Raw genomic sequence first — 22,878 nt, 5'->3', positions numbered from 1 at the left:
CAGCATGACGGGGTCGACCACAGGACGGGGTCGACCACAGGACGGGGTCGACCACAGGACCGAGTCGACCACGGGACGGAGTGGGCCACGGCGATCACGCCGTGGCCCTCTCCGCGTCAGGCCGCGTCACACGAACGGATTCCAGTACCGCCCGCCGTTGACCATCACGAGCACGATCGGCACCGCCACGAGCACCACGGCGAGGAGCATGACCAGCACGTCCCACCCGCGCACGGGGGTGCTGACCAGCCACGTGCGGCCCTTCCCCCGCCCGAATCCCCGCAGCTCCATCGCGGCGGAGACTGACTCGATGCGGTCGAAGGTGCCCAGCAGCAGCGGCATCAGCACCGCGCTGAGATTCCGCAGCCGGGTGCGGAGGCCGGCTCCGCGGGAGGTGTCGAGTCCGCGCGCCTGCTGGGCCTGGGAGATCGTGCGGAACTCCCGCTGCACGTCGGGGATGTAGCGCAGGGCGAGGGAGATGGCGTAGGAGAACCGGTAGGGCACCCCGAGCCGGGCGAGCGAGGAGGCGAACTCCGGCGGCCGGGTGGTTGCCACGAACAGCAGCACGGCCGGCAGCACCGCGAGGTACTTGAGCGTGACGGCGAGCTGGTAGAACAGCTGCTCGGTGGTCACGTCCCAGTGCCAGGGCCCGTCCAGCAGGACGTGCCGGGTGCCGAACAGCTCTGTGCCGTAGCCCGGGGCGAACAGGAAGATCCCGATGTTGTTGAGGGCCATGAAGATCGTGATCAGCCAGAGCACCACGGAGAGGTCCCGCAGTCGCACCCCGGAGACCGCCCACAGCACGACGGAACCGGCCGCGACCGCGGCGAGATAGCGCACGTCGAACCCGATCATCGCTCCGAGCACGACTCCGAGAGCGAGGGCGAGCTTCGAGACCCCGGAGAGGGCATGGAGGGGGCCGGTGCGGTCGACGTATCCCAGCAGCGGACTGCTCATCCGGCGTCCTCCTGTGAGGCCCGCTCCGTCGGCGCTGCCCTCGCGGCCCGGTCCACCGCGACGAAGCGGTGCACGAGGCGGTGGGGGTCCTCGATCCCGCAGCGACGGGCGAGGTCGTACAGCCCCGTGGTCACGAGGTCGGCGCGGCCGCTGAGCGCCGGATCGGTGAGCACGACGGCCGGGTCGGCGTCGGCCAGCAGATGCCCTTGCGAGAGCACGAGCACCCTGTCGGCGTACTCGAGCGCGAGGTGCATGTCGTGGGTGATGAGCAGGACCGTGGTGCCGGAGTCGTGGAGCGTGCGCAGGAAGTCCATGAATTCGGTGTAGTGCGCGAAGTCCTGCCCAGCGGTGGGCTCGTCGAGGATCAGCATCTCGGGTTCGAGGGCGAGCACGCTGGCGATGGTCACGCGCTTCTTCTGGCCGTGGCTGAGTGCCGAGACCGGCCAGGAGCGGAACGGGGCGAGCCCGCAGGCCTCGAGCACCGTCGTGGTGCGTCGGGCGATCTCCTCCTCCGCCATGCCGCGGGCCCGCAGGCCCAGGGCGATCTCCTCGGTGACCAGCGGCCGCGAGAGCATCTGGCCGGGCTCCTGCAGCACGAAGCCGATGTGCTCGCCGCGCTCGGCGAGGCTCCAGCCGCGGGCGTCGACGGCGCCGATCCGCAGCTCCCCGCCGCTGAGGCGCTCGAAGCCGCAGATCACGCGGGCGAGGGTCGACTTGCCGGCGCCGTTGGAGCCGAGCACGCCGAGCATCTCCCCACGCTGCACGCGCGCGGTGATCCCGTCGAGCGCCAGGGTGGCGCGCTCAGGGCCGACGGGAATCTCGCAGCGCACGTCCCGCAGGTCCAGGGCGGTCCCGGGCTGCTCGGTCCGGCCCCTCTCGGATCGCAGGCCGTCGGACGGCGGGACGTCGGACCGCACGCCGTCGGCCGGCACGACATCGGACCGCGAACTGCCGGACCGTGCGCCGTCGGCCGGTTCGTCGCCGACCCAGTCGCGCACCGCGGCGACCTGCTCGTCCGTCAGGGCGATGTCGCTGCTGCGCGCGGGATGCTGCGCGGCGGTGGCCGGCGTCCCGGCATAGCGCAGAGCGGTGAGATGCAGGGGCGGGCGGATGCCGTGCTCCTCGAGCAGGCCCGAGGTGAGGACCTCGTCGGGGGCGGCATCGGCGACGATGCGGCCGTCGGCCATCAGCACGATTCGGTCCACGTCCCGGTGCAGGACGTCCTCGAGGCGGTGCTCGACGATCACGATGGTGCGGCCGTGGTCCCGATGCAGGTCGTCCAGCAGTTCCACGGCAGCACGACCGGAGGCGGGGTCGAGGTTCGCCAGCGGCTCGTCCAGCAGCAGCACCTCGACGTCGTCCACGAGCACCCCGGCGATGGCCACGCGCTGCTTCTGCCCGCCGGAGAGCGCCTGCGGGGCGTCCTCCAGGCGGTCCCCGATCCCGGCGAGCTCGGCGGCGCGAGCGATCCGTGCGGGCATCTCCGCGCGGGGGACCTGCTGGTTCTCGAGGCTGAAGGCGATGTCCTCGGCGACGGTGAGGCCCACGAACTGACTGTTGCTGTCCTGCAGCACGGTGCCGACCACGGAGGCCGTCCGCACGATGGGCACCTCGGCAGGGTCCGTGCCGCCCACGCTCACGGTGCCGCTCGCGGTGCCGCGGTGGTGGTGCGGGATCAGCCCGTTTAGGGCGTGGAGCAGAGTGGACTTGCCCGACCCCGAAGCGCCGACGATCGCGATCTTCTCGCCGCGACGCACCGTGAGGTCGATGTCGTGCAGGGTCGGCTCGGCCTGGGCGCGGTACTGGAAGGTGTAGCCGCGCAGCTCGAGCAGCGGGGCCTTCTCCAGCGGGCCTTCTCCAGGTGGGCCCGGGGCGTGCGGTGCCGTCACTGGTCGCGGCTCAGCGATCCGCTCCGGGTGCGGGTGCGGGCGTAGACCGACACGATGATCGTGGCCAGGACGCAGGCCGTCACCGAGTTCGCGACGAAGGCGAGCGCTCCCTGCGCCCACACCTTGTTCGCCGGCTCGGAGTAGATCAGCACGTCGCCGAGCGGAGCGATGAGCAACCAGGCCACCGCGTTGGCGAGGAGGATCGAGAGGTTCAACCGGATCGCCGGGGGCTTCCCGAACTCGCCGTCGGCGATCGCGTGCTTGAGCATCAGGACGCCCACGACCAGGCCGAAGACGCCCGAGGCGAGCTCCCAGCTGATCCAGATCCCGTAGCCGGTGACGTCGATGAGGAGATGGCCGATGAAACCTGCCAGCGCTCCCACGAGGGGCCCGTAGAGCACAGCGAACACAGCCAGGATCGCGTATTGGATATTGATCGAGGTGTTGGGGATCGGCGTCGGGATCGCGGCGAAGCGTCCGAGCACGAAGAACAGTGCGGCGCCGATGCCGATCGCGACCACCTGGGTCACGGGGGAGTGGGAACGGATCCTGAGGTGTCCTTGGGGTGGAGGGGCAGGGGCGTCAGCGCACCGGCACGAGGGTGACGTGCCAGGAGGCGCCGGTGCCGAGGGAGAAGGCGCGGGCGTAGTGACCGCGGTTGATGGCGATCGCCATCCGGTCCAGGGAGTTCACGTACAGCAGCGACTCGCCGACCTCGACGGCCGCGAAGCTGCGGGCATAGGTGACCTGGGTGGCGTGCACGACCGTGTCGTGGTGGTGGACCCGCACCGTCACCCGGTCGCCGGGAGCGACGTCGAGTTCGCGGAAAAGGGTGCGGGGGATCGACGTCCACAGGGATCCGTAGCGCACGTCGAGCGTGTCGATGATGCCGACCACGCCGCCCTCGCGCAGCTCGGGCTCGGTGACGGGCAGGCGCACCATCTGCTCGAGCTCGACGACGGGGCCGACGTCCTCGAAGCTCGTCGCCCCGGCGGCGAGGCGGGCCCCGGTGAAGGCGTAGATGTCGCGACCGTGGAACGTGTAGGACTCCTCGGACCCAGGCCGACGGTTCTTCGTCTCGTCGATCTCCCGCAGCTCGGTCACGCCGAAGATGTTCTCGAGATGGGTCAGGGTGCCGTTGTCCGGGGTCACGATGTAGTGGCCGGTCCCGGTGCGGGCCACGACGGAGAGTCGGTCCGAGCCCACGCCCGGGTCGACGACGGAGACGAACACGGTGCCCTCGGGCCAGTACGTGAGCACCTGGGCGAGCCGGTAGGAGCCCTCCCAGATGTCGTACGGAGGGATGTTGTGGGTGACGTCGTGGATCCGCAGAGCGGAATCGACGCCCACGGCGACGCCGTACATCGCGCTGACCGCGCCGTCGTCGAGGCCGAAATCGGATTGCAGGACTAGAGCTCGCATGGGGCAAGTATGCGACGAGGTCGTGCCCGACGGCCCGCGACCGCGTCATACGCCGCCATCTGGCAGGTATCGGGTTCGTGATCGGCCTGACGGATGAGCCTCGGATCACCGAGGATGGAGGGATGATCCTCCCTGATGTCCAGCCGCCCGCCCTGACGATCCTCACCCAGAACATCCGCTATCACGGGAGTGGGACGCTGCAGGGGGAGCCGGACCACTGGGGTGATCGGGCTCCGGTGCTCACGGATCTGCTGACCGCCGCCGACGCCGACGTCGTGGGCGTCCAGGAGGTCCTCGCCTCCCAGATCCCGGTGCTCGACGAGGCACTGGCAGGAACCCATCAGCGCCTCGGCATCGGTCGTGAGGGCGGCGGGCGCGGCGAGCACAACCTGCTCTACCTGCGGCGGGACCGTCTCGAACTGCTGGACTGGGACCAGTTCTGGCTCTCCGAGCAGCCCGCGCTGATCGGTTCCGTGGGCTGGGACGGCCACTGCCCCCGCATCGCCGTCTGGGCTCGGGTCCGGGACCGGGGGACCGGCCAGGAGCTGGTGCTCGCCGTGACCCATCTCGACCATGCCGGGGAGCGCGCCCGCGAGCAGGGGGCCGAGCTGGTGGCCCGGCGCCTGCAGGAGGCGGCTGACGGGGCGCCGGCCGTGCTGATGGGCGACTTCAACGCCGCCGGTGGCAGCAGCGCGCCGTGGAGCGTGCTGCAGGGCGCGGGTTTCGCGGACGCGCACGATGTCGCGGACACCTTCGAGGGCGAGGACATCGGCACCTTCCCCGACTACGGGGAGCCGGTGGTGGGGGAGACCCGGATCGACTGGATCCTCACCCGCGGGATGGACGTGGAGTGGACCACCACGCACCGGCATCTGCTCGAGGGCCGTGCCCCGAGCGACCACGCCGCGGTCGCCGCAGTGGTGCGCCCTGCTGTCGCCTGAGCCGTTCCGTGAGCCGCGTGCCCGGCAGCTTCCTGAGAGGGTGCCGGGCACGCTCTGTGGAGCAGAGCCTGAGGTCAGAGCCCCCAGGCCTCGGCGAGGAGTTCGAGGCCCTTCAGCCGATCGGCGGGGTCGAAGGAGTAGGCGGTGAGGATGAGCTCGTCGGCCTGCGTGGTCGCGACGATCTCCTCGAGCTGACGGACCACGGTCGCCGGCGAGCCGACGGCGCGGATCGAGAGGGTCTGGTCGACCTGCTGGACGAGGTGTGGCGCGGCGACCTCGTCGATCGGACGCGGCGGCTGGATCTTCTGACGCTGACCGGTGACCACACCGAGGAACATCTGCTGCAGCGTGGTGAACTGCCGCTGCGCCTCCTCGTCGGTCTCGGCGACGACGAGGTTCACCCCGACCATGGTGTGCGGTGCCTCGATCTGGGCGGCCTCGGCGCGCGGGTTGAAGTTCTCCCGGTAGGTCTCCAGCGCCTTGAGGTACTGGAACGGCGCGAAGTGGGACGCGACGGAGAAGGGCATGCCGAGCTGGGCCGCCAGGCGCGCGCCGTTGGCGGTGGAGCCGAGGATCCACATGGGCACCTCGGTGCCGCGGGCGACATCCGCCGAGATCGGCAGACCGCCGGAGGTCGCCTCCTCGCGGGACCAGTCCCGCATCTGCTCGACGGCGGCGATGAACGCCTGCGGCTCCGCGGAGGTGCGGGCCAGCAGCTGCGCGGTGAGCTGATCGGTGCCCGGCGCGCGGCCCAGCCCCAGGTCGATGCGATCCCCGTGGAACTGCACCAGGGTGCCGAACTGCTCGATGACCGCGAGCGGGGAGTGGTTGGGCAGCATGATGCCGCCGGATCCCACGCGGATCCGCTGCGTCAACGACGCGGCACGGTCGATCAGCAGCGAGGTGGCGCTCGAGGCGAGGGAGTTGGTGTTGTGGTGCTCGGCGAACCAGTAGCGCGCGTAGCCCAGGCGGTCGGCGGCCTGCGCCCCGGCCATGGAGGCCTCGATGCCCTCCCGGGTGGACATGCCCTCCGAGATGGGGACGAGATCGAGCAGCGACAGCGGCACATGGGGAGCGTTCATGGCTCGAGCCTAGCCGTGGTGCATCGGACATGGCGGGGGAGCGGATGAGACGTTCTCGACCGCGGAATCGGGAAGATCCTGCCGGTGCTCCACGTTGATCACGGCATGAGGCTCTCGCTGCTCGACCGCTCCCGCACGCGCCACGGCCAGCCGGAGGCGGCCGCGCTGGGGCACTCGGTCGAACGCGCGATCGCGGCGGAGAGCGCCGGGTACGAACGGTTCTGGGTGGCCGAGCACCACGCGGTCCCCGGGATCGCGAGCGGGTCCCCGGCCGTGCTCCTCGCGGCGATCGGTGCCCGCGCCTCCCGGATCCGGCTCGGCTCCGGGGGCGTGATGCTCCCCAACCACCGCCCGCTCGTGGTCGCCGAGCAGTTCCGCATGCTGGCCGCGCTGTACCCGGGGCGCATCGACCTCGGCGTGGGCAGGTCGCTGGGGTTCACCGAGCCCGTCCGCCAGGCCCTGGGCCGGCTCGAGGCGGGCCCCGACTCCTTCGCGCAGGAGATCACCGAGGTACGTGACCACCTCGAGGGCGAAGCGCCGCTCACCGCCCGGCCCGACGACGTCGGCGATGTGCCCCTGTTCGTGCTCGCGACGGGCACCGGGATGGACACCGCCGCGGACCTCGGACTTCCCGTGGTGATCGGCGGACCGATCCTGGACTCCCCGGAGCTGCCGGAACGCCTCGCCTCCTACCGCCGCGCGTTCCGCGCCCACCGCGGCAGCGCCCCGGAGATCGTGGTCTCCCTCGACGCCCTGATCGCCGACACCGACGACGAGGCCCTGGAGCTGGCGCTGCCCGAGATCTGGGCGATGGCCCGTTCCCGCTCCACGGGCCTGTTCGAGGCCCTCGAGCCGGTCGCACGGATCCGCGCCACGAGCTGGAGCGCCTCGGAGTCGCGGCGCGTGGAGCAGGGGCTCGCCACCACGGTCGCCGGCTCGGCGGGCACGGTGCGCCGACGGATCGAGCAGATCCTCGAGCGCACCGGCGCGCACGAGGTCCTCGCGACCGGGTCGACCTACGACCGGGAGGCGCTGAGCGCCTCGGACCAGGCGCTGGCACGTGTCCTGAGGGGCTGAGTATCCTGCGTCGGCCGACGGGTGCGGCCCGCAGCCACTGCTCCAGCGGGACATGCGAGATCGACGGACTCGCGCTCTCACAGCGCTTTGCCGGGATTGAGCAGGTGCTGAGGGTCGAAGGCGTCCTTCAGCCGGCGCTGCAGGGCCCGGGAGTCGGCTGAGAGCTCGAGGCCCAGCCAGCGCTGCTTCGCGGTGCCGATGCCGTGCTCGCCGCTGATCGTGCCGCCGAGGTCCAGAGCAGTCCGGACCAGGTCGTCGGCCGCGTCGAGGATCGCGTCCGGCAGCTCGGCGGCAGGATCCTCGGGCACGCCGGGCAACGAGAAGGCGGGGTGGAGGTTGCCGTCGCCTGCATGGGCGACCACGGAGGTGCGCACCCCGTGGCGGCGGCCGATGGCCTCCAGCTCCGCCAGGATCTCCGGCAGTCGGGACTTCGGCACCGCCACGTCCTCGCCCAGGCGTGCCCGGCCGCCTCCCGCGGCTCGGCTGGAGCGGCGCAGTTCCCAGAGCTGTTCCGCCTCCGTCTCGTCCTCGATGACGCGCACGGTCCCCCCGGCGTCGGTGAGGACTCGAACCAGGTCGCCCGCCTGCTCCTCGATGCCGTAGCCGTCGAGCTCGAGCAGCAGCATCGCGCTGTCGGCGTCCGCGATCTGCGCTCCGGTGTAGGAGTCGATGTCGGCGAGAGTTCCGGCATCCAGCAGCTCGGTCGCCGCCGGGCGCACAGGGCTGCGGGAGATCGCCCCGACCCCCGCGGCTGCCTGAGCGGCCGAGCGGAAGCGGGCCAGCACGGTGCGGCGGGCCACCGGGAGCGGATGGACCCGCACCGTGGCCGCCACCACCACGGCGAGGGTTCCCTCGGAGCCGATCAGCAGCTGGGTGAGGTCGAGGCCGGTGACGCCTTTGATCGACCGGTGCCCGGTGCGCAGCAGGGTGCCGTCGGCGAGCACGACCTCGAGAGCCAGCACGGACTCGCGGGTCACCCCGTATTTCGCGCAGTGCAGCCCGCCGGCGTTGGTGGCGATGTTGCCGCCGATCGTGGAGATCCGGGCGCTCGCCGGGTCAGGGGCGTAGAAGACGCCGTGCGGGGCGAGGGCAGTGGAGAGATCCGCCGTGATCACGCCCGCTTCGACGACGGCGACCTCGTCGAGGGGATCGATCTCGCGGATCGTCGTCAGTCGTTCCAGGCTCAGCACGATCACGCCGTCGGTGGCGGTGGCCCCGCCGGAGAGCCCGGAGCCCGCACCTCGCGGCACCACCGGAGTGCCCGTGCTGCTCGCCAGACGCATCGTGGCCTGGACCCCCTCGACATCTCGGGGGAGGACCAGCACGAACCGCGCGTCGGCCGCGGGACGCACTCCGCGATCCGCGCCGTAGCTCGCGTCGGGGACCCGGGGGACCGCGTCCTCGCCGAGCTGGTCACGCAGGCGAGCGGCGAGCTCGTCGAGCGAGGTCGAGGGGCCGGATGGTTCGGTGCTGGTCACGGATGCTCCTTGGGCGAGGTGCACAGGCCGCGGGGCGGCAGGTCGGCGACGGGGTCAGTACCCGGAGTGGCCGTACCCGCCCGGTCCCTGCTGCCCTCCGGGCGCGAACTGCCCGGCGGATGCAGACTGCGCGCCGGCGGCGAACTGCATGCCGAGCTGGGCTCGCACGTGCTCGTTGTGCTTCGAGGCGGCGACGCAGCCCCAGATCATGCTCACGATCCAGGTCGGGATGCCGACCAGCGGCGCGAGGATCACGAGGACGGAGCCAATGCCGAGGGTGATCAGTGAGATGAAGAAGACGACGATGCCGGTGAGCACAGCCAGGACCAGGTCGATCCCGATCATCACCAGGGCGCCGCCCACCGTGGAGTGCAGCATTCCCAGCGGGCCGAAGAAGAAGGTGAGCACGAAGGCCACGCCCACGCTCTTCTGTGCTGGAAGGTACGCCGGCGGCATGACCATGCCGGGGTGTCCGGGCGGCGGACCGTAGGGCTGCACGGGCGCGTACGCCTGATGCTGGGACCCGGCGAGCGGATCGTAGCTGCGGGCGCCCGTCCCGACTTGGCCGGAATCCACGTATCCCAACGGAACCAGTTCGCCGGACAGCGTGGGCGGAGTGCGGCCGTCAGGCCTCTGCGCGTCGTACGGGTTCTGACTCATGCGTCCTCCTCGTCGGCCGGCTCATGGGCACATCGTAGGCCCGAGGGCGGACGATCCTCGCCGGTCCTCCACGTCGGACGCCTCCGTCGGCCCTGAGCCCTGAGCATTGCCTGGACTCCTCAGACCCGCGGCGGACGGGTGGGGTCGTGGTCATCACCGTGGATCGGCACGTGCGCCTCGGGGATGTCCTCGTAGCTTGCCGGATCGGAGATGGGCTCGAGGTGGGTGAGCACGGTGAGGCCGGGCAGAGCGCCCTTGAGCTCGTCCTCGAGGTCCTCGATGTAGTCGTGGCCCTGCTTGACGGTCCATTCGTCGGGCACCAGCACGTGCACGGTCATGAAGCGCTCCCGGCCGGCCTCGCGGGTCTGCAGGCCATGGAAGGTGGTGCGCATGCCATCGGTGCGGCGGCGCAGGATCTCGGTGATGACCTCGTGGTCCTCATCCGGCAGGGCCTTGTCCAGGAGTCCGGACACCGACTCGGTGAGCAGGCTGATGCCGGTGACGATGATGTTGACTCCCACGGCGAAGGCGACGAGCGCATCGAGCCGCTCCCAGCCGGTCAGCGCCACCAGTCCCACGCCCACCAGGACGCCGGCGCTGGTGACGACATCGGTCATCAGATGCTTGCCGTCGGCACGCAGGGTGATCGAGTTGTGGGTCTTGCCGGCGCGCAGCAGCACCAGGGCGACGCCGCCGTTGAGCACGGAGGCGATCACCACGATGACCAGGCCGATGCCGAGGTTCTCGAGCGGGCGCGGGTTCACGAAGCGCTCGACGGCGGTGACCATGATGACCGCGGCGGCCACGAAGATCATCAGACCCTCGACGGCGGTGACCATGATGACCGCGGCGGCCACGAAGATCATCAGACCCTCGACGGCGGCGGAGAAGTACTCGGCCTTCGCCCGGCCGTAGAGGAAGCGCTCGGTGGCGGGGCGGGCGGCGACGGTCAGGGCGATCAGGGCGACGACGGCGGCGACGAGGTTCACGGTGGACTCGGCGGCATCGGAGAGCAGCCCCACGGAGTCCGTCATCGCCCAGGCGCCGGTCTTCAGCACGATCGTGATGATCGCCGTGACGATGGAGAGCCAGGCGAACTTCCGCAGGTCCACTGTCGGGCCGGGTGTCGACCGCTGAGGGGCGGCGTCGGGGGGTGGGACGGTCATGAGCGGGAATCCTTGTCGGAGGGGTCGGGCTGAGCGGGTGATCCGGACAGTGGGGGATCGGGGGCGAGGGTGCCGTCCGGGGCGATGTGCTCGAAGATCTGCTCGACGAGCGAGAGCACGTGCGGGTCCTCCACGGTGTAGAAGCTGTGGCGGCCCTCGCGATGCGCGGAGACGATGCCGGCCAGCCGCAGCTTGCTGAGGTGCTGGCTGATCGTGGGGAGGCTGAGCCCCACCTTCGCGGCCAGGGCGCCGACGTCGAACCGGCCGGTGCTCATCAGGCTGACCAGGTGCAGGCGTGCCGGGGAGGCGAGCAGGGCGAAGGTGTCCGCTGCGGCGGCGAGCTGCAGCTCGGTGGGGTCCTGCTGGCCGGGCGAGCGGGGTCCGTCCATCGATGTCTCCTGGGTACTGGGTACTGGGTACTGGTGCTGGGTGCGAGTACGTCGGCCCCGGACCGCTTCTCGGGCGGTTCCCGCGTGCCGGGTGCGGCATCGATCCTGATACGAGTTCGTCAGTTGCGCAAGTAGCGAAGTGTGGAAGGTGATCCGTTCGTCGGGGCCGACGGGACAGGGCGGCCGGGGAGGTGGGTTGAGCGGCACCCGGGGTCCCGTATCGTGAGCGATCGTCGAGACACCGTCGTCCGAAGGAGACTGCACATGTACAACCTCTCCGTGGTGCTGGAGGACAGCGCCCGTACCTTCCCTGATCGCCCCGCACTGGTGCTGGGCCCGCTGAGCCTGACCTACGCGCAGGTCGATGCCGCCGCGAACCAGGTCGCGAACCTGCTGGTATCGCAAGGCATCGTGCCCGGCGACCGGGTGGCGCTGAGCTGCCCCAACCTGCCCCAGTTCCCGATCGTCTACTACGGCATCCTCAAGGCCGGCGCGGTCGTGGTCCCGCTGAACGTCCTGAACAAGGCTCGGGAGGTCACGTACTACCTCGACGACGCCGACGTGAAGGCACTGTTCTGCTTCGAGGGGACTGAGGACCTGCCCATCGGGAAGTACTGCCATGACGGCGCCCTCGCCGCGAAGACCCCGCCCCGTATGGTGCTGATGACGGCGGACCCTGCTGCGACGAGCCCCTACGAGGGCGTGCCCACGCTCACCGAAGCCGTCGCCGGGATGCTTCCCACCTTCGAGACCGTGCAGGCCCGGGAGACCGACACCGCGGTGGTCCTGTTCACCTCGGGCACCACCGGGAAGCCCAAGGGCGCCGAGCTCAGCCACTCGAACCAGCTCATCAACGCGCTCACCTGCAACCGGCTGTTCGGCACCGTGCCGGGCAAGGACACCCATCTGGTGGCCCTCCCGCTCTTCCACACCTTCGGTGCCACCGTGAACCTCAATGCCGGCTTCTCGATGGGCGCCACCTTGGTGCTGCTGCCGCGCTTCGAGGCGAAGCAGGCCCTGGACCTGCTGGTCCAGCACGAGGTCACCCTCTTCGCGGCGGTGCCGACGATGTGGTGGGGACTGCTGCACGCGCTCGAGGGCAGCGCCGCGGCGGAGACCCTCGCGCAGACCCTGACGCTGGGCATCTCCGGGGGCGCGGCCCTGCCGCTCGAGATCCTCAACGGCGCGAAGGAGCGGCTCGGGATCTCGATCCGGGAGGGCTACGGGCTGTCCGAGACCTCACCGGTGGCCTTCTTCTCCCTGCCCGACCGGCCGCGGCCGGGGTCCATCGGTCTGCCGATCTGGGGCATCGAGGCCAAGCTCATCGATCCGGCGGACCCGGACTGGGCCGAGGTCACCGAGGTCGGGGAGGTCGGGGAGCTGGCCGTCCGCGGCCACAACATCATGACCGGGTACCTCGGTCGCCCCCAGGACACCGAGGCCGCCATCCGCAACGGCTGGTTCCGCACCGGCGACCTCGCCAAGCGCGACGAGGACGGGTTCTACTTCATCGTGGACCGTTCCAAGGACATGATCGTGCGCGGCGGCTACAACGTGTATCCGCGGGAGATCGAAGAGGTGCTGATCTCCCATCCGCAGGTCTCGCTCGCCGCGGTGGTCGGCGTGCCGAACGAGGAGCACGGCGAGGAGGTCAAGGCTTTCGTGATCCTCGAGGAGGGCGCCTCCGTCACCGCAGAGGAGCTGCGCGCCTGGGGCAAGGAGCAGATGGCGTCCTACAAGTACCCCCGCGAGGTGGTGCTCCTCGAGGAGCTGCCGATGACCGCGACGGGCAAGATCCTCAAGCGCGAGCTGAGCTGACTCCGACCTGACAGCGAACGGGCCGGGATCGGCAACCGTGAGGGTGCCGATCCCGGCCCTGATGTCCTTCGACGTCAGACGACGACGCGCGTCGCCTCTGTGTCCGTGGGCAGGCCTGCGTCGCGGTAGGCGCGGAAGCCGCCGATCAGATCGGTGGCGTTCTCGAACCCGAGATCCCGCAGGTCACGAGCGGCGAGCGAGGAGTAGTACCCCTCGTTGCAGACCACGACGATCGTGTCGTCGTGCTCCGGGCCGCCGTCCATCCGGTGCGCGCTGCTGGGATCCAGCCGCCACTCGAGCACGAGGCGATCGATGACGGTCGCCCCGGGGATATGTCCCTCGGACTCCCGGGTCGCCGCAGGGCGGATGTCGATCACGTGGGCACCCAGCTCGACCAGATCAGGCAGCGCGGTCGGCTCGATGCGCTCCACGCCCAGACGGGCGGCGTCGAGGATCTCCTCGATCGTGTGGGACGCAGGAGCCTCGGCCCGGCGCCGCCCGGCGCCGGCCTCGGTCACCGGTTGCGTCCCGAGGAGAAGGCCGCGAGGCCACCGCTCGCGGAGCCGTTCCCGGAGCCCTCGGAGCTGGTCGTGTAGCGCGCGGGGGCGCTGTCGCGACGGCCGCCGCTGCGTGCGGGACGGCCCTCGCCGCCCTGGCCACGACCGCCCTGGCCACCGCGTCGGCCGCCACCGGAGCGCTGACCGCCACCGGAGCGCTGACCGCTCTCGGAGCGGGCGTCCTGCTCGCCGGAGCCCTGGCCACGACCGCCCTGACCAGCACGGCCGCCGCTCTGGCCGCCACGACCGCCCTGGCCGCCGCGTCCGCCGCGACCGCCCTGGCCGCCGCGTCCGCCGCTGGTGCGCTCGGGGCGCTCGGCCGGCTCGGGGGCACGGGGCTCATGCATCTCGGTGCGCTCGCCGGGGGCGAGCTGCGTGAGCACGGAAGAGGAGGGGTTGACCTGCGGGTGGTAGGTCGGCTTGATGCCGGCCTTGCGCATCAGATCGCTCACATCGCGCTTCTGATCCGAGGTCTGCACGGTGATCACGGTGCCGGACTCGCCGGCGCGGGCCGTGCGGCCCGAGCGGTGCAGGTACGCCTTGTGCTCGACGGGCGGGTCGGCGTGGACCACGAGGGCCACCTCGTCGACGTGGATGCCGCGAGCGGCGATGTCGGTGCAGACCATGGTGGTCGCGGTGCCGGAGCCGAAGGCCTCGAGGTTCCGCGTGCGGGCGTTCTGCGAGAGGTTGCCGTGGAGGTCCACCGCGTCCACGCCGCGGGCGGCGAGCTTGCGGGCGAGGTTCTTCGCGCCGTACTTGGTGCGGGTGAACATGATCGTGCGACCGGGAGCGGCGGCGAGGTCACGCAGCACGTCGAAGCGCGCATTGCCGTCGACCTCGAGCACGTGGTGCTCCATGGTGCCGACGGGGCTCGAGGCCGGGTCCGCCGAGTGGGTGACGGGCTCGTGCAGGAACTGCTTGACGAGCTTGTTGACGCCCGAGTCGAGGGTGGCGGAGAACAGCATCCGCTGACCCTTCGGCGGGGTCTTGTCGAGGATCTTGCGAACCATGGGCAGGAAGCCCATGTCGGCCATGTGGTCGGCCTCGTCGATGACGGTGATCTCGACGCCGCCGAGGTCCACGTGGCCCTGGCCCATCAGGTCCAGCAGACGCCCGGGGCAGGCGACGAGCACGTCGACACCGTTGGACAGGGCCTTGACCTGAGGGTTCTGGCCGACGCCGCCGAAGACGACGGTGCTGCGCAGGCCGGTGGCCTCCGCGAGCGGCACGAGGGACTCGGCGAGCTGCGAGGCGAGCTCACGGGTGGGAGCGAGGATGAGCGAGCGCGGCCGACGGGAGACCCGACGACGGGGCTCGGCGATCAGACGGGCCACCAGGGGCAGCAGGAACGCGTAGGTCTTGCCGGAGCCCGTGCGGCCCCGGCCCAGGACGTCGCGTCCGGACAGGGAGTCCGGCAGGGTCGCGGCCTGGATGGGGGTGGGCTGGGTGATGCCCTGGGGCGCGAGGGCGTCGACCAGGACAGCGGGCACGCCGAGGCGTGCGAAATCGGGGGAGGTCACGAAAGGTGATCCGTTCTGAAGATGCAGATCCCGCCCGATGCGTCCGGTGCCCGGGCGCTGCCGTGGCAGCGGCTCAGAGGCTGCGCTGTCACCACCGTGAGGTGGGACCTGTGCCGCGGCGGGATGACGGCACGCAGCAGCAACGGTAGACCCGCCTCCGTCCAGGGGGAATGATCGACGCGCAGGATGTGAGATACCACTGTCCGCGCGCGGCCGTCGGCCCCGCCGCAGGTGACGTGCGCGACGCGGAGCGAGGATCCCCCCCGCGTCGACGCCGCCCCGCGTCGTTTCCGCCCGGGGCGGGCACCGCCCGACCCCGGGGCTTCCCGGCACCGCCCGACCCTGGCACCACCCGGTGTCGATCGGCACTGCCCGGTGTCGCGTGGAACCGCCTCGGAGGGCTGGTGGGAGCCGGTATCCTTCCCACGTGAGATGGTCGGAGTCCGATAGCGACCCGGCAAATCGACAGGGTCGACAGGGCTGACAGGATCGACGAGGAGCGAGCGATGGCACGCAGAGTGAGCATCAAGGACGTGGCCCAGCGCGCCGGGGTGTCTTGGAAGACGGTCTCGAACGTCGTCAACGAACGCCCTGTGGTGCGCGCCGACACCCGGGAGAAGGTGCTCGCGGCGATCGACGACCTCGGGTACGTGCCCAATCACATCGGTCGTGACCTGCGCGGCGGCCCCACGAAGTCGATCGCCCTGGTGGTCCCCGAGCTCCAGAACCCCTACTTCGCCCGCCTCGCGGAGCGCATGCAGGCCGCCGCCCGCGAGCGCGGCTACACGGTGAGCGTGGAGGTGTCGCTCCACAGCGCCGAGGTGGAGCGGGCCCATGTGCGCGGCCGCACCGCGCGCCCGGTCGACGCGGTGATCATCTCGCCCTCCGCGCTCGAGCCCTCCGATCTCCTGGATCGCCGCTCGGGACCACCGGTGGTGCTGCTGGGGGAGAGCCTCACGGCCGCCCCGAACGTCGTGCACGTGGCGATCGACAACGTCTCCTCCGCAGCGGACGTGGTCCGCCACCTCGTCGGCGCCGGCCATCGTCGGCTCCTGTTCCTCGGCGCGGAGGGCGCGGTGCGCTCAACCGGCACGGACCGCCTGGCCGGGTTCACAGCGGCGAGCCGCTTCGCCGACCTGCCGCAGGAGCGCGCCCTGATCCGGGCCACCGCCGCGTGGGACCGGGAGTCCGGGCGCGACGAGGTGCTCCGTGCGCTGGAGGAGGGCATCGCCTTCGACGCCGTCGTCGCCGGCAACGACCTGCTGGCGATCGGCGCACTCGCGGCCCTGCGTGAGCGGGGGATCGGGGTCCCGGAGGACGTCGCCGTCGTGGGTTGGGACGACATGGTCGAGGCCACCTGGTCCGTGCCCACGCTGACCTCGGTCGCCCCGGACCTCGACTCCCTCGTCGCGGCCGCCCTCGCCGCCGCGATCTCCGGCGCGGAGCGGGGTGCCGAGCGGGACGCAGGCCAGGCTACGGTGGGCGCCGACGCGGGCGGGACGGGCGCGGCGAGCCGAACGGGTGGGGCGGGACAACCGGGCGCGGCGAGCCGAACGGGTGGGGCGGGACGCACGGGTGGGGCGGAGACCGTGATCGCCCACCGTCTGATCGAGCGGGAGTCCACCCGGTCGTGACCGTCGGCCGCGAGAACGCCCTGAAAAACCTGCTTTCCCACGTTGCAATCATGGGGCGGGTGCGCTTGACTGGCTTCTGACCGATCCGTACCGGCGCCTCGAGCGCGTCGGAGACTCAGCGCCGAGCACCACCGATCCCAGGAGCCGTTCGTGAACGCCCAGACCCCCGAACTCCCGGAGCACCTGAGCTCCCTGTTCTCCCGCGCCGACGAGCTCGCCGCCCAGCTCGACGCCCCGCTGTCCGCGGTGACCGACGTGCCCCGCCCCGAGCACCCGCGCCCCCAGCTGCACCGCCCCAACTGGCTCACCCTCAACGGCACCTGGCAGTTCGAGATCGACCAGGGCGACTCCGGGCGCGACCGCGGCCTGCTCGAGCGTGAGCTGGACTCCGAGATCCTCGTGCCCTTCGCCCCGGAGACCGAGGCCTCCGGGATCGGGAACCGCGACTACCTCGAGGCCGTCTGGTACCGCCGCACCGTCACCATCCCCGTCGACTGGGAGGGCCTGCGCCCGATCCTGCGCTTCGAGGCCGTGGATCAGGATGCGACCGTCTGGGCGAACGGCCTCGAGGTGGCCCGCCACCGCGGCGGCTTCACCGGATTCTCGGCCGATCTCTCGGCCGTCCCCGCCGTCGGCCCTGGCGCGGAGGTCGAGATCGTGGTGCGCGCCCGCGACCCGCACGGCGTCCCGCAGGCCCGCGGCAAGCAGTCCCACGAGTTCAAGCCCACGGCCGCGAACTACCACCGCACCACCGGCATCTGGCAGAGCGTGTGGCTCGAGGGCGTCCCGGCCGACGAGATCCGCTCGCTGCGCATCCTGCCCTCGCTCGGCGGGCGCTCCTTCGCGCTCGACGTGCCGCTGGCCCGCACCGCACCCGGCTCCCGCCTCGAGGTCGTGGCCTCCGTGCCCGGCGGCGACGAGGTGGCCCGCGCCGCCGTACGCGCCGACCTCGACCTGGCCCCGCACCTCGAGCTCGTGTTCCCCGAGGACGCCGTGCGCATGTGGGGCCCCGGAGCTCCCGAGCTCTATGCCCTCACGGTGCGGCTGCTCGACGCGGACGACTCCGTGCTCGACGAGGTCCGCTCCTACGCGGGCCTGCGCTCGACCTCGCTGCGCGACCACGAGTTCCGGATCAACGGCGAGAAGGTCTTCCAGCGACTCGTGCTGGACCAGGGCTACTGGGAGGAGTCGTTCATGACCTCCCCGACCGACGAGGCGATGACCACCGACATCCGCCTCTCCCTCGAAGCCGGCTTCAACGGCGCGCGCCTGCACCAGAAGGTCTTCGAGCAGCGCATGCACTTCTGGTCCGACCTGCACGGCTACCTCACCTGGGGCGAGTTCGGCGACTGGGGCGTGCACGGTTTCGGACCGGACGGCGACAACCAGCAGCCCCCGGCGACCTTCGTGGGCCAGTGGGTCGAGGCGGTCCAGCGCGATCTGAACCACCCCTCGATCATCGGCTGGTGCCCGCTGAACGAGACCCATCAGCTGATGCACGACCGCATCACCCAGCTCGACGCGGTCACCCAGGCGATGTACGACGCGACCAAGCTCGCCGACCCCACGCGCCCGGTGCTGGACGCCTCCGGCTACTCCCACCGGGTGCGTGGGGCGGACATCTACGACTCGCACTCCTACGAGCAGGATCCGGAGCGCTTCCGTGAGGAGCAGTCCGGCCTCGCCGCCGGAGAGCCCTTCGCGAACCGGCGCGACCTCGGGCCCGACGAGATGCCCTTCGCCGACGGCGCCTTCTCGCTGCCCTACGCCGGTCAGCCCTACTTCGTCTCGGAGTACGGCGGCATCTGGTGGAACGAGGAGGAGGCGAGGAAGGCCGAGGAGGCGGACCGTGCCGGGAACAATGCCGCCGAGTCCTGGGGCTACGGCCAGCGGATCCGCAGCGAGGAGGAGCTCTACACGCGGTTCGAGGGGCTCACCCGGGTGCTGCTCGAGGACCCGCTGATGTTCGCCTACTGCTACACGCAGATGACCGACGTGTTCCAGGAGAAGAACGGCATCGTCGACTTCGAGCGCGGCCGCAAGCTCGATCTGGCCCGGCTCCGCGCCGTGCAGGAGAAGACCGCCGCCTACGAGCAGGACGCCTGATCCCGCAGCAGATCCCCACCCGCCCGCCCGCCGGCTGAGGCCGGGATCCGCCCGGGGCGCCACGGATATTCCCGTGACGCCCCGGGCGCTCTGCTCCACGATGGGGACATGGTCGATCAATCACGCCTGTGGGACGCCCGCACCGCCGCCGAGTACGACACCCCTGGCGAGGGCATGTTCGCCCCAGAAGTGCTGGGGCCGACGATCGACGTCCTGAGGTCGCTCGCCGCCGGGGGCCGGGCCCTCGAACTGGCGATCGGCACCGGTCGAGTCGGAATCCCACTGCGGAAGGCCGGGGTCGAGGTCACCGGCATCGAGCTGTCCGAGGCGATGATCGCCCGGCTGCGCGAGAAGGCCGACGAGCAGCAGATCCCCGTCATCGCCGGCGACATGACCACGACGAGCGCGGGGGAGGGCTACTCCCTCGTCTACCTCGTGTTCAACACGATCGGGAACCTGCTCACCCAGGAGCAGCAGGTCCAGTGCTTCCGCAACGCCGCCCGGCACCTCTCCCCGGGAGGCTGCTTCGTGATCGAGCTCCACGTGCCGGATCTGCGCTCCCTCACCCCGGGCACCGGCGGCACCCTCGAAGTCTCTGAGCCCGGCTACCTCCTGGTGGACACCTACGACACCCTGAACCAGATCCTCGTCTCCCATCACGTGCGCTTCGATCCTCAGGTGGACGGCTCCCGCGAGGCGAGCATCGGCCGCACCCCGCAGCGCTACATCTGGCCCTCCGAGCTCGACCTCATGGCGCAGCTGGCCGGCTTCACGCTCGAGAGCCGCTGGGCGGATTGGGATCGGACGGAGTTCACGGCGGAGTCCCGCAGCCACGTGAGCGTCTACCGGCTCCCTACACTGGAGCGGTGACCACGACGACGAACACCTTGACCTCGGCCGCGCTGACCCGGACCCCGCTGACCCTCGAGGACGTCCCGGCCCTCACCGCCCTGCTGAACCGCGTGGACGCCGTCGAGCAGTCCGGCGAGCCGGCCGAGGAGCCGAGCATCCGCGAATGGCTCTCGATGCCCGACCTCGACCTCGCCCGCGATTCCGTGGCGGTGCGCGAGGGGGAGGAGCTGCTCGGCTTCTGCGCCGTCGACGTCTCGACGGCCCCGGACTCGGAGGGGCGGGTGCGCTGCCAGCTCATGGGCACGGTCGACCCCGCTCGCCGCCGCCAGGGGCTGGGCACGGAACTGTTCACCTGGGCCGAGGCCCGCGCCGCCCAGCTGGCCGCCGAGCGTCACCCCGACGTCGAGGTCGCCGTGTTCCGCGTCTCCGGAGGCCGGGATCCCGAGGTCGACGGACAGGCGGACGCCGCGACGGAAGCACAGGCGAACGCACCGACGGTCGCCCCGCTCATCGGCGGCGCAGAGGTGCGCCCGCTCCTCGCCCAGCGCGGCTACCAGCGCGCCCGCAGCTGGCTGACCATGGTGCGCGAGCTGCCCGGAGCGGCTCTCCCGACGGTCGATCTGCCGGGGGTGCGGGTCAGCGCCCCGGAGGATTCGGAGCGAGAGGCCACCCGCCTCGCCCACCTCGATGCGTTCGCCGACCATTGGGGATCGGCCCCGGTGACCGCGGAGCGCTGGAACATCTGGTGGTCCTCCCACACCTCCCGCCGCGAGCTCTCGAGCATCGCGATCGACGCGGACGGGACCGTGCTCGGCTACGTGATCAACTCCGAGGACAAGCCCGGGGTGCTGCACATCGCCCTGGTGGGCACGCGGCCATCGGCCCGCGGTCGCGGCATCGCCCGCGCAGTTCTCGCGCGGACCCTCGAGGCGGCATCGCAGGCCGGGTACTCGAGTGCCGAGCTCGAAGTCGACGCCGAATCGCTCACCGGTGCGACCCGTCTCTACGACGCCCTCGGTTTCGTGCGCGAGAGCGTGTACGCGACCTACGAGAAGCCGGTCGCCTGACCGCTGCCCTCGCCGCGCTCGGCCTCCGGACATCGACGGCTCCTTGTGGCACCACCGGCTTGACCCCGCCCGCTTGACACCACTGCCCCTACTGTTCATAGTGAATATGGACAGTAGGGGCAGTTGGTCGTTCTGGACGAAGGGGAGTGGGGAGCATGCACATCCCGCTCGACCCGTCCGCTCCCGAACCGATCTACGAGCAGATCCGTGCCCGCCTCGCCGAGGCGATCCTGCGGGGCGACCTCTCTGTCGGTGAGGCCCTGCCCTCGATCCGGGTCCTCGCCCGTGATCTTCGGGTCAGCGTCATCACGACCACCCGCGCCTACAACGAGCTGGTGGCCGACGGGCTCGTCGATGCCGTGCGCGGCAAGGGCGTGTTCGTCCGAGCCCAGCAGCCTGACCAGGTGCGCAGCCGCGCCCTGGAGCGCATCGACGGCGCCCTCGCCGAAGCGGTTCGCACCGCCCGCACCGCCGGTATCGGTGCGGACGAGATCCGCGCCCGCCTTACGCAGTTGATCGAGGAGGAGGGCAGCGATGAACGTCCCTGACACGATCGGTATGAACACGCCCAACGCAGTTTCTGTTCGTGATCTCCGGGTTCGGGTACCGGCATGGTCGAAGCCCTATGCTGACCCGCTCGAGGCGCTTCGTGGGCTCACGTTCACCGCCCCTGCTGGTCAAGTGACCGCCTTGGTCGGGTCCAACGGAGCGGGTAAGAGCACAGCCTTGCGTGCCGTCACCGGCACTTTGCCGTTTGCGGAAGGATCGGTCAACGTGCTCGGCACCGCCATGGGGCCAGCCGACGTGGTGTTCCCGCCGCCTGCCGCTTATGTACCGGATGTCCCCGCCTATCCCGGGCATTGGACGGCGCAGGACGTACTGCGCCTTCAGAGTCGGATCGGTCGCGGTGTTGACGCTCGTGTTTTCGAAACCCGACTTGCAGCACGGAACGTGCCGTTCACACGGCGCCGCAGCGAGCTCTCGCGAGGGCAGGTCACCCAGCTCGGTGTCACCGCCGCCCTCGCACAGGATCCACATCTGCTGATCCTCGACGAGCCCCTGGCTCACCTCGACCCGCTGGCACGGACAGAGCTTCTGGATGAGCTGCGCAGCATGATGGCCCGCGAGAACCGCTCGATCCTGCTGGCCACCCACGATCTCGACGGGATGGACCGTTTCGTCGATCACCTTGTGATCATCGTCGAGGGACAGGATGCCCTCGAAGGCGACGTCGAGTCGCTGTGCGAGGAGTTCCTCCTCATCGAACTGCCTGGGGAGGCGTCCGAGCTCGACGGCCCCGGCTCACCCTTGATCGGGTCGGCCACCGCCGGTGGCACTTCTCGAGCTCTCATCGCCGTGGAGGACGCCGCCGGGCTGTCCCCCGAGGCGGCTCTGCGCCGACCCGGCTTGAGCGAGCTCGTGACGCATTGGCTCCGTGGGGCACATGCCGAGAAGGGAAAATCCCGGAGGAGGACCTCATGACGACACACAACTCCTCGGTAACGCCGGCAGGAGGTTCCGTCACAGCACCGCAACCGGGCGCGCTACGTCGCGCATTCCTCGTCGACCTGCGTCTGAACATTCGAACTGCCACAGCGACACTCTTCACGTGCGCGATCAGCCTCGTCCTCGCAGCCTTCTTCACAGACGGCTTCGCAGGGCTCCTCCCGATCTGGGCCGCATTGGCCTGGTACCGCTACGGTCGCGGGGACACGATCGATCGCCAAGAGCTGCGGGCGAGCCTAGGGACGACCCGGGCGGACCGGGTGCGAGGGAGAGTCGCGCTGATCGCGGCCGAGTCCGTGGTGATCCTCCTGGCCATGGGCGCCGCGACCCTGATCACGGTCGCACTGGGCCATGACAGCACGGGTGCTGGGCCAACCTTCAAAGTGTCGACCGGACCAGGGGTTTCCACGCTGGTGACGACGGTGATCGCCGTGCTGTACGCGGGCCTGGCGCTTCTGCTGACCGGAATCCTGATGGGTGCAGACTGCCTTACACGCCGGCCGGGATGGGACGCGGCAGTCCTCAGCGTCCTGATCTACTTCCTGGCGGGGCTGCTCGGTGCATTCGTCATGATGTTGCCTCTCATGCTGCTCACGTGGAGCAGAGTCGATGATCTCGTCGGAGCGGCCCTTGCTATTACGGTCCTCCTCGGAGCATTCGTCGTGCTGACCGTCGTGCTCCGGTCCAGGATGCGCACGTGGATCCGCCAGCTGGATTCCGGAGTCCAGCAGCGACTCGAGTCGATCACCTGACCTGC

General features: G+C 70.7%; 21 protein-coding genes. 10 read left to right on the top strand and 11 right to left on the bottom strand.

What is annotated here, in order from left to right; translation table 11 throughout:
* Positions 1–126: 126 nt before the first annotated feature.
* The 4 genes from ACT3UL_RS01685 to ACT3UL_RS01670 are packed head-to-tail and all read right to left on the bottom strand — an operon-like array spanning position 127 to position 4,268.
* Entirely contained in the window at positions 127–957 is an 831-nt protein-coding gene (locus tag ACT3UL_RS01685; RefSeq protein WP_444576391.1) for an energy-coupling factor transporter transmembrane component T family protein, read from the bottom strand.
* The gene (locus tag ACT3UL_RS01680) at positions 954–2,846 is read right to left on the bottom strand and encodes an ABC transporter ATP-binding protein (RefSeq protein ID WP_444576390.1); all 1,893 of its coding nucleotides are present in this window, start codon (positions 2,844–2,846) and stop codon (positions 954–956) included. The genes ACT3UL_RS01685 and ACT3UL_RS01680 overlap by 4 nt, the downstream gene beginning before the upstream one ends.
* The gene (locus ACT3UL_RS01675; protein ID WP_444576389.1) at positions 2,843–3,376 is read right to left on the bottom strand and encodes an ECF-type riboflavin transporter substrate-binding protein; all 534 of its coding nucleotides are present in this window, start codon (positions 3,374–3,376) and stop codon (positions 2,843–2,845) included. Before ACT3UL_RS01675 ends, ACT3UL_RS01680 begins: the two co-directional genes overlap by 4 nt.
* Positions 3,377–3,428: 52 nt before the next feature.
* Positions 3,429–4,268, bottom strand: a complete 840-nt coding sequence (locus ACT3UL_RS01670) for an SAM hydrolase/SAM-dependent halogenase family protein (protein ID WP_444576388.1) — start codon at positions 4,266–4,268, stop codon at positions 3,429–3,431.
* Between the two features lie 122 nt (positions 4,269–4,390).
* Between ACT3UL_RS01670 and ACT3UL_RS01665 the strand changes: the two genes are divergently transcribed.
* On the top strand, positions 4,391–5,209 hold the full coding sequence (locus tag ACT3UL_RS01665; protein ID WP_444576387.1) for an endonuclease/exonuclease/phosphatase family protein: 819 nt from the start codon (positions 4,391–4,393) through the stop codon (positions 5,207–5,209).
* Between the two features lie 74 nt (positions 5,210–5,283).
* On the opposite strand, the gene ACT3UL_RS01660 is transcribed toward ACT3UL_RS01665, so the two are convergent.
* The gene (locus ACT3UL_RS01660; RefSeq protein ID WP_444576386.1) at positions 5,284–6,291 is read right to left on the bottom strand and encodes an LLM class flavin-dependent oxidoreductase; all 1,008 of its coding nucleotides are present in this window, start codon (positions 6,289–6,291) and stop codon (positions 5,284–5,286) included.
* Between the two features lie 105 nt (positions 6,292–6,396).
* Between ACT3UL_RS01660 and ACT3UL_RS01655 the strand changes: the two genes are divergently transcribed.
* Positions 6,397–7,368, top strand: a complete 972-nt coding sequence (locus tag ACT3UL_RS01655; RefSeq protein ID WP_444576385.1) for an MsnO8 family LLM class oxidoreductase — start codon at positions 6,397–6,399, stop codon at positions 7,366–7,368.
* Positions 7,369–7,445: 77 nt separating this feature from the next.
* Here ACT3UL_RS01655 and ACT3UL_RS01650 read toward each other — a convergent pair whose 3' ends face one another.
* The 4 genes from ACT3UL_RS01650 to ACT3UL_RS01635 form a co-directional block, all read right to left on the bottom strand.
* Complete coding sequence (locus ACT3UL_RS01650) at positions 7,446–8,846, bottom strand: FAD-binding oxidoreductase (RefSeq protein ID WP_444576384.1); 1,401 nt, start codon at positions 8,844–8,846, stop codon at positions 7,446–7,448.
* Positions 8,847–8,900: 54 nt separating this feature from the next.
* Positions 8,901–9,506, bottom strand: a complete 606-nt coding sequence (locus ACT3UL_RS01645) for a hypothetical protein (RefSeq protein ID WP_444576383.1) — start codon at positions 9,504–9,506, stop codon at positions 8,901–8,903.
* A gap of 119 nt (positions 9,507–9,625) precedes the next feature.
* Positions 9,626–10,672, bottom strand: a complete 1,047-nt coding sequence (locus ACT3UL_RS01640) for a cation diffusion facilitator family transporter (RefSeq protein WP_444576382.1) — start codon at positions 10,670–10,672, stop codon at positions 9,626–9,628.
* A complete protein-coding gene (locus tag ACT3UL_RS01635) occupies positions 10,669–11,061 on the bottom strand; it encodes an ArsR/SmtB family transcription factor (RefSeq protein ID WP_444576381.1) in 393 nt (130 codons plus the stop codon). The genes ACT3UL_RS01640 and ACT3UL_RS01635 overlap by 4 nt, the downstream gene beginning before the upstream one ends.
* 264 nt (positions 11,062–11,325) lie before the next feature.
* On the opposite strand from ACT3UL_RS01635, the gene ACT3UL_RS01630 reads away from it, so the two are divergent.
* Entirely contained in the window at positions 11,326–12,879 is a 1,554-nt protein-coding gene (locus ACT3UL_RS01630; RefSeq protein WP_444576380.1) for a long-chain-fatty-acid--CoA ligase, read from the top strand.
* A gap of 74 nt (positions 12,880–12,953) precedes the next feature.
* On the opposite strand, the gene ACT3UL_RS01625 is transcribed toward ACT3UL_RS01630, so the two are convergent.
* Together ACT3UL_RS01625 and ACT3UL_RS01620 are read right to left on the bottom strand one after the other, a co-directional pair.
* Positions 12,954–13,397 carry a rhodanese-like domain-containing protein gene (locus ACT3UL_RS01625; protein WP_444576379.1) on the bottom strand — a complete coding sequence of 148 codons (444 nt, stop codon included), beginning with the start codon at positions 13,395–13,397 and terminating at the stop codon, positions 12,954–12,956.
* Positions 13,394–14,956 carry a DEAD/DEAH box helicase gene (locus ACT3UL_RS01620; protein WP_444576378.1) on the bottom strand — a complete coding sequence of 521 codons (1,563 nt, stop codon included), beginning with the start codon at positions 14,954–14,956 and terminating at the stop codon, positions 13,394–13,396. The genes ACT3UL_RS01625 and ACT3UL_RS01620 overlap by 4 nt, the downstream gene beginning before the upstream one ends.
* Before the next feature lie 506 nt (positions 14,957–15,462).
* Here ACT3UL_RS01620 and ACT3UL_RS01615 point away from each other — a divergent pair.
* The 7 genes from ACT3UL_RS01615 (at position 15,463) to ACT3UL_RS01585 (ending at position 22,873) form a co-directional block, all read left to right on the top strand.
* Positions 15,463–16,590 (top strand): LacI family DNA-binding transcriptional regulator, encoded by a 1,128-nt coding sequence (locus tag ACT3UL_RS01615; RefSeq protein ID WP_444576377.1) that lies wholly within the window; start codon positions 15,463–15,465, stop codon positions 16,588–16,590.
* Positions 16,591–16,740: 150 nt separating this feature from the next.
* Positions 16,741–18,696 (top strand): glycoside hydrolase family 2 protein, encoded by a 1,956-nt coding sequence (locus ACT3UL_RS01610; protein WP_444576376.1) that lies wholly within the window; start codon positions 16,741–16,743, stop codon positions 18,694–18,696.
* 108 nt (positions 18,697–18,804) lie between these two features.
* Positions 18,805–19,566 (top strand): class I SAM-dependent DNA methyltransferase, encoded by a 762-nt coding sequence (locus ACT3UL_RS01605; RefSeq protein WP_444576375.1) that lies wholly within the window; start codon positions 18,805–18,807, stop codon positions 19,564–19,566.
* On the top strand, positions 19,563–20,615 hold the full coding sequence (locus ACT3UL_RS01600; RefSeq protein WP_444576374.1) for a GNAT family N-acetyltransferase: 1,053 nt from the start codon (positions 19,563–19,565) through the stop codon (positions 20,613–20,615). Before ACT3UL_RS01605 ends, ACT3UL_RS01600 begins: the two co-directional genes overlap by 4 nt.
* A gap of 155 nt (positions 20,616–20,770) precedes the next feature.
* Positions 20,771–21,163, top strand: coding sequence for a GntR family transcriptional regulator (locus tag ACT3UL_RS01595; RefSeq protein ID WP_444576373.1), 393 nt, complete (start codon positions 20,771–20,773; stop codon positions 21,161–21,163).
* Positions 21,150–22,097 carry an ATP-binding cassette domain-containing protein gene (locus tag ACT3UL_RS01590; RefSeq protein WP_444576372.1) on the top strand — a complete coding sequence of 316 codons (948 nt, stop codon included), beginning with the start codon at positions 21,150–21,152 and terminating at the stop codon, positions 22,095–22,097. The genes ACT3UL_RS01595 and ACT3UL_RS01590 overlap by 14 nt, the downstream gene beginning before the upstream one ends.
* On the top strand, positions 22,094–22,873 hold the full coding sequence (locus ACT3UL_RS01585; protein WP_444576371.1) for a hypothetical protein: 780 nt from the start codon (positions 22,094–22,096) through the stop codon (positions 22,871–22,873). The genes ACT3UL_RS01590 and ACT3UL_RS01585 overlap by 4 nt, the downstream gene beginning before the upstream one ends.
* Positions 22,874–22,878: the final 5 nt, after the last annotated feature.

Origin of the sequence: Brachybacterium sp. 107, assembly GCF_052379725.1 — a bacterium.
Lineage (GTDB): Bacteria > Actinomycetota > Actinomycetes > Actinomycetales > Dermabacteraceae > Brachybacterium.
Note: the sequence above shows the minus strand (reverse complement) of the source record. Positions and strands in the feature narration are given on the sequence as shown.

Coding starts and splice junctions, on each gene's coding strand:
- ACT3UL_RS01685 (WP_444576391.1), bottom strand. CDS start 957: ATGAGCAGTCCGCTGCTGGGATACGTCGACCGCACCGGCCCCCTCCAT.
- ACT3UL_RS01670 (WP_444576388.1), bottom strand. CDS start 4,268: ATGCGAGCTCTAGTCCTGCAATCCGATTTCGGCCTCGACGACGGCGCG.
- ACT3UL_RS01665 (WP_444576387.1), top strand. CDS start 4,391: ATGATCCTCCCTGATGTCCAGCCGCCCGCCCTGACGATCCTCACCCAG.
- ACT3UL_RS01660 (WP_444576386.1), bottom strand. CDS start 6,291: ATGAACGCTCCCCATGTGCCGCTGTCGCTGCTCGATCTCGTCCCCATC.
- ACT3UL_RS01655 (WP_444576385.1), top strand. CDS start 6,397: ATGAGGCTCTCGCTGCTCGACCGCTCCCGCACGCGCCACGGCCAGCCG.
- ACT3UL_RS01645 (WP_444576383.1), bottom strand. CDS start 9,506: ATGAGTCAGAACCCGTACGACGCGCAGAGGCCTGACGGCCGCACTCCG.
- ACT3UL_RS01640 (WP_444576382.1), bottom strand. CDS start 10,672: ATGACCGTCCCACCCCCCGACGCCGCCCCTCAGCGGTCGACACCCGGC.
- ACT3UL_RS01635 (WP_444576381.1), bottom strand. CDS start 11,061: ATGGACGGACCCCGCTCGCCCGGCCAGCAGGACCCCACCGAGCTGCAG.
- ACT3UL_RS01630 (WP_444576380.1), top strand. CDS start 11,326: ATGTACAACCTCTCCGTGGTGCTGGAGGACAGCGCCCGTACCTTCCCT.
- ACT3UL_RS01615 (WP_444576377.1), top strand. CDS start 15,463: ATGGCACGCAGAGTGAGCATCAAGGACGTGGCCCAGCGCGCCGGGGTG.
- ACT3UL_RS01605 (WP_444576375.1), top strand. CDS start 18,805: ATGGTCGATCAATCACGCCTGTGGGACGCCCGCACCGCCGCCGAGTAC.
- ACT3UL_RS01595 (WP_444576373.1), top strand. CDS start 20,771: ATGCACATCCCGCTCGACCCGTCCGCTCCCGAACCGATCTACGAGCAG.
- ACT3UL_RS01590 (WP_444576372.1), top strand. CDS start 21,150: ATGAACGTCCCTGACACGATCGGTATGAACACGCCCAACGCAGTTTCT.
- ACT3UL_RS01585 (WP_444576371.1), top strand. CDS start 22,094: ATGACGACACACAACTCCTCGGTAACGCCGGCAGGAGGTTCCGTCACA.